Source organism: Paenibacillus sp. Soil766 (assembly GCF_001428105.1).
In the GTDB taxonomy this organism is placed as follows: domain Bacteria; phylum Bacillota; class Bacilli; order Paenibacillales; family NBRC-103111; genus Paenibacillus_E.
Window position 1 is genome coordinate 1 of sequence record NZ_LMSJ01000048.1, and the last position, 12,750, is coordinate 12,750.

Annotated in this window: 15 protein-coding genes; 1 reads left to right on the forward strand and 14 read right to left on the reverse strand. The window is 47.2% G+C overall.

Translation table 11 applies throughout. The features are described 5' to 3' along the window. Positions 1-95 precede the first annotated feature (95 nt). The 13 genes from dnaB to rpsF all read right to left on the reverse strand — a co-directional run bounded on the left by dnaB (position 96) and on the right by rpsF (position 10,917). Complete coding sequence (dnaB, locus tag ASG89_RS29275; protein WP_057314897.1) at positions 96-1,469, reverse strand: replicative DNA helicase; 1,374 nt, start codon at positions 1,467-1,469, stop codon at positions 96-98. A 136-nt stretch (positions 1,470-1,605) separates the two neighbouring features. Continuing rightward, on the reverse strand, positions 1,606-2,055 hold the full coding sequence (gene rplI / locus ASG89_RS29280; protein ID WP_057314898.1) for a 50S ribosomal protein L9: 450 nt from the start codon (positions 2,053-2,055) through the stop codon (positions 1,606-1,608). Further along, on the reverse strand, positions 2,052-4,013 hold the full coding sequence (locus tag ASG89_RS29285) for a DHH family phosphoesterase (RefSeq protein WP_057314899.1): 1,962 nt from the start codon (positions 4,011-4,013) through the stop codon (positions 2,052-2,054). The genes rplI and ASG89_RS29285 overlap by 4 nt, the downstream gene beginning before the upstream one ends. Positions 4,014-4,031: 18 nt before the next feature. Further along, positions 4,032-4,946 carry a DUF2232 domain-containing protein gene (locus tag ASG89_RS29290; RefSeq protein ID WP_057314900.1) on the reverse strand — a complete coding sequence of 305 codons (915 nt, stop codon included), beginning with the start codon at positions 4,944-4,946 and terminating at the stop codon, positions 4,032-4,034. Between the two features lie 6 nt (positions 4,947-4,952). Further along, positions 4,953-5,264: a MazG-like family protein gene (locus ASG89_RS29295; RefSeq protein WP_056622632.1), complete on the reverse strand. Its 312-nt coding sequence runs from the start codon at positions 5,262-5,264 to the stop codon at positions 4,953-4,955. A 196-nt stretch (positions 5,265-5,460) separates the two neighbouring features. After that, a complete protein-coding gene (locus tag ASG89_RS29300) occupies positions 5,461-6,201 on the reverse strand; it encodes a tyrosine-protein phosphatase (protein ID WP_057314901.1) in 741 nt (246 codons plus the stop codon). A 36-nt stretch (positions 6,202-6,237) separates the two neighbouring features. Then, positions 6,238-6,936, reverse strand: coding sequence for a GntR family transcriptional regulator (locus ASG89_RS29305; RefSeq protein ID WP_057314902.1), 699 nt, complete (start codon positions 6,934-6,936; stop codon positions 6,238-6,240). Beyond that, positions 6,937-7,773, reverse strand: a complete 837-nt coding sequence (locus tag ASG89_RS29310; protein WP_200963580.1) for a carbohydrate ABC transporter permease — start codon at positions 7,771-7,773, stop codon at positions 6,937-6,939. It abuts the gene before it with no gap. Between the two features lie 12 nt (positions 7,774-7,785). Beyond that, on the reverse strand, positions 7,786-8,568 hold the full coding sequence (locus tag ASG89_RS29315; protein WP_057314903.1) for a metallophosphoesterase: 783 nt from the start codon (positions 8,566-8,568) through the stop codon (positions 7,786-7,788). A 2-nt stretch (positions 8,569-8,570) separates the two neighbouring features. Beyond that, positions 8,571-9,578, reverse strand: a complete 1,008-nt coding sequence (locus tag ASG89_RS29320) for a metallophosphoesterase family protein (RefSeq protein ID WP_057314904.1) — start codon at positions 9,576-9,578, stop codon at positions 8,571-8,573. Positions 9,579-9,799: 221 nt separating this feature from the next. Further along, entirely contained in the window at positions 9,800-10,087 is a 288-nt protein-coding gene (gene rpsR / locus ASG89_RS29325; RefSeq protein WP_028557221.1) for a 30S ribosomal protein S18, read from the reverse strand. Between the two features lie 25 nt (positions 10,088-10,112). Then, positions 10,113-10,595, reverse strand: a complete 483-nt coding sequence (ssb, locus tag ASG89_RS29330; protein WP_057314905.1) for a single-stranded DNA-binding protein — start codon at positions 10,593-10,595, stop codon at positions 10,113-10,115. 34 nt (positions 10,596-10,629) lie between these two features. Further along, the gene (rpsF, locus tag ASG89_RS29335; protein WP_057314906.1) at positions 10,630-10,917 is read right to left on the reverse strand and encodes a 30S ribosomal protein S6; all 288 of its coding nucleotides are present in this window, start codon (positions 10,915-10,917) and stop codon (positions 10,630-10,632) included. Between the two features lie 243 nt (positions 10,918-11,160). On the opposite strand from rpsF, the gene ASG89_RS29340 reads away from it, so the two are divergent. After that, positions 11,161-11,352, forward strand: a complete 192-nt coding sequence (locus ASG89_RS29340; RefSeq protein ID WP_028557224.1) for a YjzC family protein — start codon at positions 11,161-11,163, stop codon at positions 11,350-11,352. A 186-nt stretch (positions 11,353-11,538) separates the two neighbouring features. On the opposite strand, the gene ASG89_RS29345 is transcribed toward ASG89_RS29340, so the two are convergent. Continuing rightward, entirely contained in the window at positions 11,539-12,387 is an 849-nt protein-coding gene (locus ASG89_RS29345; protein WP_057314907.1) for a sugar phosphate isomerase/epimerase family protein, read from the reverse strand. Positions 12,388-12,750: the final 363 nt, after the last annotated feature.

Sequence of the window (12,750 nt, forward strand, 5' to 3'; positions counted from 1 at the left end):
GATGAATAGCTTTATTCTTTAATTCTAAATTGAATTTTGACACAAAAAAACTGCACCTCCAATCGTTAGATGGTGTCTAACAATTGGGGTGCAGTTCAATACTGCCCGGCTGCTGCTTCTTGATGAGTACGATCCATATTCACGAATTTATTGAATTGTTTCAGGAAGGCCAGCTCAACGGTGCCTACGGGACCATTCCGCTGTTTGGCAATAATAATCTCGATAATGTTCTTCTTCTCGGATTCCTTATCGTAATAATCGTCCCGGTAGAGGAACGCTACGATGTCGGCATCTTGCTCAATGGAACCGGATTCCCGTAGATCTGACATCATCGGACGCTTGTCCTGCCGCTGCTCAACACCCCGGCTCAGCTGCGAGAGCGCGATGACCGGTACGTTCAGCTCACGGGCAATTTGCTTCAGCGTACGGGAGATCTCAGAGACCTCCTGCTGACGGTTGTCGCCACCTTTACCGCCACGTCCAGCAATCAGCTGCAAGTAGTCGATGAGAATCATGCCGAGCCCCTTCTCCTGCTGCAGTCGACGACACTTCGCTCGGATATCCGCAACCGTAATCGTCGGCGTATCGTCGATATAAACATTCGCCTCGGACAAAGCGCCGATCGCCATCGTCAGCTTCTCCCAGTCGTCTCCTTCCAGATTACCCGTACGCATTCTATTCGCATCGACGTTCGCCTCGGCGCAGACCATACGTTGTACGAGCTGCGCGGCGCCCATCTCGAGCGAGAAGATCGCGACGGTCTCTTTGGCCCGAACACCTACATTCTGTGCCACGTTCAGTGCGAAGGCGGTCTTCCCTACGGAAGGACGCGCCGCAAGAATAATCAAGTCTGAACGCTGGAAGCCAGATGTCATCTTGTCCAAATCGATGAATCCCGATGGGATTCCCGTTGACCCGCCTTTGTTCGAGTAGAGCTGCTCGACCTTCTCGAATACTTCCATGAGTACATCGCGGATGACGACGAAACCGGTGGAGCTGCGGCGCTGCGAGATCTCGAGGATCTTCTTCTCCGCGTCGCTGAGCATCATCCCGACATTGTCCTCATTAGCGTAGCCATCGGACACGATCTGAGTCGCGGTGCGAATCAAACGGCGAAGCATCGACTTCTCCTCGACAATCGCCGCGTAGTAGTCGATGTTGGCAGCGGTTGGCACCGAGTTCGCCAACTCAGACAAGTACGTAACCCCGCCGATCTCCTCCAGCTGCTGCTTGTTTTGAAGAAGCGCAGTTAGGGTAATGAGATCGATTGGTTCTTGCGCCTCGGCGAGCTCAACGATCGCCTCGAAGATGCGCTGGTGAGAGCCGCGATAGAAATCATCGCTCGTGATCCGCTCCATCGCGGTAATTAACGCATCGCCATGAATCAGGATCGCACCTATGACGGCCTGCTCTGCTTCTATATTTTGAGGCGGAACACGATCCATAAACATATTATCTCCGTTGCTCATGCTGCTGTGCCCGCCTTTCATTTTCACAAGTTTAATAGGTTACTAGTTTTGGGTGTACAAGAGAGAAGAGCCCCAGACTGGGACTCTCGTTCTTTCTTACTGGTTATTCGAATCTTCAAGTCCTTGCACCGCAAGCTTACTTCTCTTCTGTTACTTGAACGTTCAAACTAGATGTTACTTCCGCATGGAGTTTAACTGGAACCTTCGTGACGCCTAGTGTACGAATCGGTTCTTCCAGAACAATTTTACGCTTATCAATCACGATTTTATACTGCTTCTCAAGTACTTCTGCGATTTGCTTACTTGGAATGGCACCGAACAAACGTCCACCCTCGCCAGACTTCGCTTTAATTTGAACAGTCATTTCACTAAGCTTCTCGCCTAACGCCTGTGCATCTGCCTTCTCTTGATCCTTGCGTCGTTGCTCGGCTTTCTTCTGATTATCCAGCACCTTCACTGTGCCCTGTGTAGCTGGAGCAGCTAGTCCTTGTGCGATAAGGAAATTCTGTGCGTACCCTTCGGATACTTCTTTCACTTCGCCCTTCTTACCTTGGCCTTTAACGTCTTTGAGTAAAATTACTTTCATTCGAAAAGTCCCTCCTCTTCCTGCATATCGGCTAGTACTTGTTTTAAGCGGTTCGTTGCTTCCTCTAAAGTGCCTTCGGTTTGTGTGGCCGCATTGGTGAGATGCCCACCACCGCCTAGACGCTCCATGACCACTTGAACGTTCATTTGACCTAGCGATCTCGCGCTAATGCCAATTAATCCGTCTGGTCGTTCGGCAATTACGAAGGAAGCCATAATATTCGTCATATTTAACAATGTATCAGCAACTTGCGCGATCATCAACTGAGAATATTTACGTGATGGCTCAGCAACTGCCAAAGCCACGTGTTCATAGATGGTTTCTGTGTGCTTAATGATCTCGGAACGCTCAATATAAGAATCCAAATCTTCCTTCAACAGCTTCTGAATGAGAGCCGAATCTGCTCCATTGCGTCGCAAGTACGACGCGGCCTCGAAGGTTCTTGCACCTGTGCGTAAACTGAAGCTCTTCGTATCCACCACAATGCCCGCTAGGAGCATCGTGGCCTCTAGAACCTCCATCGATAGCTTCTCGTTAATATACTGCAGCAGCTCAGTCACTAGCTCGCACGTAGAGGACGCGTACGGCTCCATATAGACGAGTGTAGCATCATGGATGAACTCCTCACTCCTACGGTGATGATCGACCACGACGACCCTGTGTGTCAGCTGTAGCAGCTTAGGCTCAGCGACCATGGATGCCTTGTGCGTATCCACGACGACGGCAAGTGATCGCTGTGTCGTAATCTGCATGCCCTGTTCAGGCGTAATGAACCAACGGTGCAGCCGCTCATCCGCCGATATCGTCTCCATCACCTTCTGGATGGCTGGATTCACACCCTCTAGCACGATGTAGCCTTCTTTGCCCACGACCTGAACAGCCTTGAGCACACCGATCGCCGCGCCGATGGAGTCCATATCTGCAAAACGATGACCCATGATGATGACCTTGTCACTATCTTTCATTAGATCACGCAGTGCATGCGAGATCACCCGAGCTCTAACACGCGTACGTTTCTCAACCGCGTTCGTTCTCCCACCATAGAAGGACAGTCGCTGTCCGACCTTCACCGTTACCTGGTCACCACCGCGGCCGAGCGACATGTCCAGCCCCATTTGTGCCATTTGACCAAGTTCAGTCAGCTGTTCAGCCCCCGATGCAATCCCGATACTAAGCGTTAATGGCAGCTTGTTCTCAATCGTTAGGTCACGAACATCATCAAGGAGTTCAAAGCGTGTTTGTTCTAACTGACGCAACGCCTTCTGGTCCATCAGGATTAAGAAGCGATCCGATGATGTCCGGCGTAAATACAGCTGATTCTTCTGGGCCCACTCGGTAATTTCACCAGTTACCTTGGCCAGCATAATGCTCCGTGCTTGATCATCCAGCCCCTGTGTCGCCTCTTCCAAATTATCCATCATGACGATACCAATCGCTGCTTTACTATCTTCGTATTTCTTCGCAAGCATTGCTTGCTCCGTAATTTCACGCAGATAGAGAAGTCTCTCCTCGGGTTTGGACCAGACTTGATAAATAAATTGGCCTACTTTAAGCTCCAATGTTTCGGCCTTTTCTTTCTTATTCTTGAGATCGGGGAAATAATCAAAGAGCGGTTCACCAATCACCGAGTCTTGCCCTAGCATTTTCGCTACAAAAGGATTGTGCCACTCTATGCGTTTCTCTTCATTATATAAAATAATGCCGATAGGCAGCCCGCTCATGACTTCATTGCCGGCTTTCTTCACTCGATGGGTTATCGTTCCGACATATGTATTCAAATCTCGACGAAAAGCTGTCTCCGCTTGCAGCGTAAAATACGCCATTGCTCCGCAGAGTAAGAAAGCCGTTAGGCCCAGCCACCATTTGAACATATAGATAATGGCTGTCAAGGCGATGAGCAGTACGAACATCCACAATATATGTTGACCGTGCCACCGCTTCAAAAGGAACTTCGGCATTCGAACTAGCTCCTAATCCTATAAATTTTTCTTGAACCGTTCACGGATTGGAAACGCAACATCAAATACCCCTAATAAACTATACACAATAAATAGCGGCGGCATAAAGATGAGAATAATAATGGCCACAATCGGCAAAATTGGTTTCCACTTATTCGCAAACGCCACATAGAACAGAAAGCCTATTGCTTGAACCGCGAATACGAGCATCAACAGCGGCATCGCATTCATCAGCAGTGTTGAAATGAGTGAGCTTGAATCGGGCTTTGAGAACAAATTTAATACAAAAGCCACTAAATAAATCCAGACTAGTGATTTTTGCAGCTTCCACTCTCTCATTGGGCGCAATCCAGGGATACCTTCCCCTGTTTTATTCAAGAACCACCGCGTCACGCCATGTGTCACAAAGGTAATGAACAACGCCACAAAGATTAGATATAACGGGATAACTTGCACGATGAAATCAACGTACCAGTCCTGATCTTTAGGTAAAATCTCCTGAATGCTGCTCGGCATCGTTGCAATACTATCTATCATGAATTGCTTGAACTTGGCAACCGGGTCAAGACCTAATGCAAAGCCTAGAAACAGGCTTAATAACGACTCAGCCAAAACAGTAACGATACCTGCAGTTAGTACAGATCTTGCTGCCGCTTTGCGTTTGTATAGATTCCCCATCACCAGTACAGGTGGTAGAATGAACAAAGCAATCGTTATTAAATAGAGACCTATCCACTGGGTAAGCACGTAAACAACGAGTAGACTGAGTACATAACTTACGACGAAACGCTTCGTACTTGTTTTGACGTATAACATAAGAACAGGCACCAACAGAAAACTACATGTAAAAATAATAAATGGTGTCATCAGCGATAGCAATGAAATAATCATAACAACGCTCCAAATGACACTCTGCCAACTTCGATTCCCCAACCGGGCTCACCTCTTACGTAAATGTTCTTCGAGCGATGAAATGTCGCCGTACCAGTCCTCAAGTTGATGGCCCTCTTGGCGGTGCTTCTTCATTTTCTCAACAATAGCTTCGTCCAAACTGCGATAAGAAATCCCCAGTCTTCGGCCTAAAATATAACCGCTCGAAATCAAACTGGCTAATCCATCGACCATCTTTACATGACTACCTTCCCACATGCCTTTGAGCAGGTGAGCTACATGATCTACGACTTCTGTTTTGAGCCACTCAATGACTTTGGCCCGTCTGGCTAGGTCAACTTCTTTATCCCTATTCAGCAACCGTCATCACTCCTCATCTCAGCAGAAACGATATTGATCAATTATACCACAAAAAGGTACTAGAAAAGAAAGCCTCTAATCCTGCTGTCCGATGCCGCAGAAAAAGACAGCTGATCTTGGCAGCTGCCTTGTTTGGGAATTGTATTCTTTTAGGAAAAATGGAACAGATTTGGGGGGAGGGCTCTCAATTACTCCCTTAATTTGTAAGTAATTGCTCCTTCAACGCCAGAATCTGCCCTTCAGATAAACCAATCGTTCGTAAATAGTGCTCCGCATTGCCGTACCGAATCTCCAAATGTGACAACATACTCATCATATATGCGGGATCACAACCTAAGAAACTTTCATACATGTCATCGGGCACATTCGTTGGCTTCCCCTTACGCAATTCATCCATAATTGGCGTTATACAGGCATTCGTAAGCACATAGTCTTCCAAAATTGTTTCATGTGGAACATTTCCAAGGTCCAGCAATAGGGCTGAAACAACACCTGTCCGATCTTTACCTGCTGCGCAATGAAAGAGACTTCCGTCTATACTACGCGCTGCAAGCAAAGTGAAAACACGTAACAACTGGGCTTGCGAAGTTTCAAGCAAGTTAATATATAAATCCCCTAGATTGCGAATTTGAGCAAGACTCGATGTGGCTGGGTTGATCAAGCCTACATTATGATAGCTCACTTGCTCGGAATCTGCGAACACGTTCTTCTTTTCCTCAAGCTCATGCGCATTTCGCAAATCAATAATCGTCCGTACACCTCTGTCCACTAATTCCTGTTGGCTAACCTTACTCAGTTTGTGCAAGCCATCCGCTCGAAACAGTACGCCCCAACGCGTCATTCGCCCGTCCTTCGTCTTGTACCCTCCTAGATCACGCAAGTTATATGCGCCCTCAACCTGAAGAACGCGCTGCTCATTAGCCATATGTGTCGTCATCCTTATTCCTCCGCCTTCAATCTTATTTTGTATAGATCAAATATCGAATTGTTTCAATTGGTGATACAAAATCTCATTCACTTCATAGATCGCTTCTCTCGCATCCTGGATGTTCCCCTGCAGTAATGCTTCATAAATGCGGGAGTTGATCCTTCTCCCCTGCCTTGGATTGGATAGAGACTGCGGATTCATCATTCGATAGGAAACGACTTTGCACATATACTTGCCTTTTATTTGTTCCAGAATCTGCATCATGTTCTGATTGCGAACTGTGGTCAGAATCGTTTCTATAAACAACAACGAACTTTCATAATAGAGCCAGTGGTCTCCATCATCAGCCGCTTGAATTTGACGATCCAGATGGCTCCGTAACGACACCAAGTCGAAGGAAAGTCCTCGCTTTTCGGCAACATCACATACATAAATCTGCATAGAAACTAAGACTTCAAACATGTCACAGAACTCTTTGAACGAAATATTTTTAACAAAAACGCCCCGGCCCCGTATCGACTCCACGAATCCTTCTTGCTCCAGTAAAGAAATAGCCGCCCGAATCGGCGTTCGACTCATGTTCAATTGATCCGCCAATTCATTCTCTGATAAAAGGGTACCAGGCAAATAATTCGCATGAATAATGTGATTCCGAATTTCTTGGTAAGCTTTCTTTTCTAGCGATGGTTTGGCCACGCTTTTCGTTTGAAGAAGATGCCCTTGCTGTCTAGATAATGAACTCATTTAACGCAAACCGCCTTTGACGAACGAATCGATAATTTGACGCTGTAGAATAAAATAAAGCAGAAGAATTGGCAAGCTTGCCAGCGTTGTCGCTGCCATCATCGGTCCCCACAAATTAGCGTCTGTGGACATAAACGACTGCAACCCAATTTGGAGCGTGGCATGCTCCGGTTTGTTCGTGACCAACAACGGCCAGAAATAGTCATTCCATGAGGAAATGAATAATAACACGCCTATAGAAGCAATGGATGCACGCAAATTCGGGAAAATCGTCCGCCACAGCACGCTCCAGTCGGATGCCCCATCCAGATGAGCGGCTTCAATCAACGTTCGCGGGAACGATTTGAAGGTATTGTACAATTGGAGCACCGCAAAGGCAGAGACGATATTAGGGATGATTAACCCCATCAAGGAATTCCGCAGCCCCCAACCGCTAATGACCACATAGTTAGGAATCATGATGACTTGAAACGGAACTAACCATGTCAAAGAAATTAAGCCGTAGAAGAAGCCTTTGCCACGAAAATCCCAGCGTGTGAACGCATACGCCGCTAGTATGCTCGTCAATAATTGGGCTGCCGTTTGACAAACAGCAACGATAATCGAGTTCATCATCATCTGAGCCATCGGAATGGCGTGCCATGCCTGCACGTAGTTATCCAACGTCCAGTGCGTAGGAAGCAGTGACGTGGAGTACACTTCCCCTGCTGGTTTAAAGGATGTATTCAACATCCAGTAGAACGGGAAAATCGCAAGAATGCTAAGCAATATCAACACGGTATGTTTACCGGCAGTTGCGCTGCGGGATCCATTCAATCGCGGATTCTTCATCTTCATGGATATCCTCCTTCAATTATCGTAAAACGAGAGCTTTTTGGAGAGTTTCATGAAGACTAATGAAATAAGTCCAGAACCAATAAACACGCATACAGCGGCTGCCGAGCTCCAGCCGACAGAGAATGTTTTGAACCCGTACGTCCATAACAAGTAATAAATGTTTGTTGTTGAGTTTAGTGGGCCTCCCTGCGTCAAGACATTGACATATGAGAAGCTCCATTCTGCTGCAAACAACGTACTGAGCATCGCCATAAACATTATCGTAGGTGACAATAGCGGCAACAGCACATGCCAGACGATTTGCCAACGATTCGCTCGATCGATTCTAGCGGCTGGTGCTGGTTCAGCCAGCAAGTGCTTTAGCCAAGCGAGCTGCACCTCATCAATTCTACCGTTATGCGTACCCGGCACTTGTGTATTTAACATCACGATGCGTAGGCCATCGGCCATAAAGCTATAGTAATAGGATTCGTTCGATGGCTCTTCTTCTAAGTAACCCTCACGAAATGGCTCGCGGAAATCATGGTTGCCTAGTGCGACATGGATCGGAATACCGAGAAGCGCCTCTTCTGCGTCCAGTAGCTTTTTGAGGAAACGATAGTCTTCCAAATCTCCGTCATGCGTCAAATCTCCGCTAATCACCACGAAGGACGGCTTCGCCTCCAATGTGCGAATTTCAGCACAAGCAGCGCGCAGTTTCTCTGACATTTCGAGGCCGAACAACGGTTTCTTTCCAGGTGCGCTAATGTGGATATCTGTTAAATGAATGAAGAAAATCGGTTCCATCGTTGTCATTGTTAGACACTCTCCCCGTGAACGTGTTGATGCGGCTGATAAGCTGTTAGATCATTAACACCATCCAAATGGATTACTCGGTATGTAGGAACGCCACCGCGCATGGTTACCCATAGCACCACATTCTCATCACCAGGATTCGTCCCATCCCCATGTGCTAGACCACCGGTCCTACCTAGCTGTATGAACTCCGCATTACCTTCCCGAGAATACTCCATCGCATGCAAATGCCCAGCAAAAATGGTGTAGGAACGTTTCCCCAGCATCTGAATGAACTCTTGGTATTCTTCGCTTTCTGATTTCCATCCTGGCTTATGCATGTTCACGAACGTCCATTTGACATCCGCATTGTTTGCCAATACGCGTCTAAAGTAAGCGAGTTGTTCCTCACCAAGACTCAGCTTGATCTTGCCGAAACCTTGTAGTTCCTCAGGAGATAGTGCCGCCTTCAGTTCATCAACAAATGCACCCATGTGTTCATTCGCGCGCTCGGGTTCGCGTTTCACATCCGCTGTTACCCGTTTGATGATGTCGATAAAAGCATCGGAAAACTCGTCCGGTGATTGCTCCGTATTTAAAGATAAGAAGAGTGCATCGCCTACACGAAACGCGTAGTAGTCCAAGCCTTTACGCTCGCGCCATACCTCTGCCATCGTTGCATTTCCATAGTCGTGATTGCCGATGACTGGAAAGAAAGGGAGTCCCATCGCTGCAATCTTGTCGTCAATGTCATCCCATTCTTGATGCGTGTCCGCGGCGTTATTCCAATAGCCTTCGATCAAATCACCGACCGCCAAGACAAAGTCAGGCTTCAAATCCTTCACCATGTTCAGCGCCTTCTCAAAAACCCCCTCCGTCGCCATCCCGCAACGGTCCCCCATCACGACGAACGAGAAGTCTTCTCCCAGTTGACTAGGCATGCTCCCAAACCAAGGGCGTTTCTCTGTGGTCACTAGCTGATCCTCAAAGATCGTTACGTTCTTCTTTTCATCAAGCTGTACAGTTGGCATGGTTCCTTTCTCCCTTCTATTGGTGAAAGCTTGTTCTTATCCTCAGTATGCAGGTTGTATGTAAGCGGAATATTAGCTTGATTTGTAGTTATTATTAATCTAGGCATCCTCGGGTCTGGTTGTGGCAGAAGGAAGCCAACGCGAAAAAAGCGAGCCCGCAGGGGCTCGCTTCTGAATATAAAAAGAGCAACCGGTTGCCCGATTGCTCTTTATTCCGAAACCTATTCCGTTGTGTAAGGAAGCAACGCGATTGTACGGGAACGCTTGATAGCGATCGTCAAAGCACGTTGGTACTTAGCGGAAGTTCCAGTTACACGTCTAGGAAGAATCTTCCCGCGCTCACTGATGAACTTTTTAAGAGTCTCGATATCTTTATAATCAATATGCTTGATTTTGTTTACTGTGAAGTAACAAACTTTACGGCGCTTGCCTTTACCGCCTTTGCCACGAGGAGCAAATTTGCGATCAGCACGATCATCACCATTGTTGTCTCTTTTTTGGAAAGCCATTGTGTCTCTTCAGTCCTTTCTACGTTTAAAATGGCAAATCATCATCGGAAATATCGATCGGTTTTCCGTCATCTATGAAAGGATCCTGCTGCTCGCGCGATCCACCGCCACGATTGCTGCTTCCGCCGCCGCTATAGCCGCCTGCATTTGCATTAGAGGATCCGCCCTCTTCGCGATTCCCGCCGCCGCTTGATTCAAGGAAACGTACATTGTCGGCAATAACTTCGGTCACGTAAACACGTTTTCCTTCATTGTTGTCGTAGTTACGCACTTGAATGCGTCCTTCAACTGCTGTTAAACGACCTTTACGCAAGTAATTCGCGCATGTTTCGGCAAGCTGCCTCCACGTGACGATATTGATAAAGTCCGCTTCACGTTCTTTCGAGCCACCGCTCGTGAAAGGACGGTCTACAGCAAGTGTGAATTGGGTAACTGCTACCCCAGCTGGTGTATAACGAAGCTCTGGATCTCTGGTCAATCGACCGATAAGAATAACACGGTTCAACATGGAATAACCCTCCTGACGAAAATACTGGCATTGATTAAGCTACGTCGTTTACGATTAAGTGACGAATAACTTCGTCCGAAATCTTAAGTACGCGATCAAGTTCAGTTACAACAGCAGGTTCTGCGTTGAAGTGTACAAGCACGTAGTGCCCGTCACGGAACTTATTGATCTCATACGCAAGACGGCGTTTACCCATCAGGTCATGTTTGGAGATTTCTCCCCCACCGTTCGAGATGATGCCTTGAAATTTTTCTACCGTAGATTGAACAACTTCTTGCTCAACGTCAGTACGAATGATGTACATCAATTCATATTTGCGCATGTATTTCACCTCCTTTTGGACTAAGCGGCTCCTATTCAAACTTGCTAGGCAAGTGAAGGAGCAAGGAGCGAGGATTCTTTTTCAAAACTCGCACCTGAATACTATAGCAAATCATGCGACAAATTACAAGTTTCGATGTTACTTTTTGTGCAGGAGGAAGCTGGTAAGAAATGAAGTACATGCTCAGGCCCATATAGGGCAATCTAACTACGATTGTTATTCTAATCAAGAGGTGATTCAATCGTGGGTGAATGGACACATTTTAATGAAGGCGATCATGTTCCTAACGACGGCGAATATATGGAAATTGGCGAGAATGCCTTCCATATGGGGATTAACAATCCCAAGACAGTTACCCTTCGTAAAGGGGACACCTTTCCAGCAACAAGCAATCATAATCGCAAATGGCACAAAAAGGGCGGCAAGCGGATGTAATTCTTCTAGAACTTGAAAAGGCTGTCCCCAAGTCGTAAATGACTGAGGGACGGCCTCTTTTTTAAATCCTTTTTAATTAATTCGTAATGACTAATTACGGCTTATTTGCGTGTTCTCTTTTCTGTTGAAATGAACACCTATATTCTGTGTTGTATTCCAACTCTCTGGAAATCGCCTGCTGCATCCTTAACCGCTGGCGAGCTTCCGCACAAATTGATAATCATGCTGTAGGCGTTCGAATCCGGATTCTAGCGTATGGCATTCCAACGTCACCCAGTTCTTATACCCGATTTCCCGCAGCGCCTCAAACAACGCACCGTGATCCGCTTCGCCCTCACCCAACAGACAAGGCACGAAATTTTCGACGCCTCTTCGGGTTCTGTTCGTGAAAGCACCCGGCTCGCTGCCGTCCGAGGTCCTGCGTTCGTCCTTGACGTGCACATGCTTCAAATGCTTGCCCAGCTTCTTCACCGATTCATATCCGTAATCGGTGTCCGTAATGTACATGTTCCCTGCATCATGAATGAAGCCGATCGATTCATTCTTCACGAGCTGAAGGAGCTTCAGCGCATCGTCCACCGTCTCGACGAGGGATTCGTTATGCAGTTCCACCAGCACGTCCATGTTATGTGCCTTCGCTTCTTCGGCGCAACGCTCCAGCCAATAGGCAGCCTTTGCGTAATGATATTCGTGCGCCAAGAATGCATTCGGCCCTCCCGTCAATACGCGCATCATGGATGCTCCCAAATGCTCAGCCGCCTCAAGCAGTCGCCGGAAGTCATCGAAAGTCGCGGACGCTTCCTGATCGCTGGCCGTTGAGAATCTGCCTGTATAGGTGGCTATGGCGGGAATAGCAAGTTGAAGTTCTTCAGATAATGCGCGCAGTTCCTTGAGTCGGCTTCTGCTCGTTGTCGGCGACAGATGATGTTCACGGGCCGCAATTTCAATCCCGTCTAGGCCCAATTGCTTCGTGAGCCTCATCGCTTCTTGCATACTGTGATCCATTAACACACCGCTAAACGCTGCGAATTTCATTGGCAAGACTCCTTTCCTCAAACGTGGCTGCCGGTTTTGTAAAACCGGTTCACATGGATGCGGTTCAGTTCCCAGGTAAAGTGTCCATTACTTACTGTTAATCAGAACGCTCCACCTGTAATTGCCCCAATTATAGCAATTCCCGACCGGGCGTAGTTGACGTTTCTTTCGAACTACTTTTACATTTTTTTCGTTCGTAATGATCTATTTGCGACACGACGATTATCGACAGATGCCTCGCACAAGAAAAAGCAGCAGGCTACAAATGAACTGCACCCCAATTGTTAGACACCATCTAACGATTGGAGGTGCAGTTTTTTTGTGTCAAAATTCAATTTAGAATTAAAGAATAAAGCTATTCAT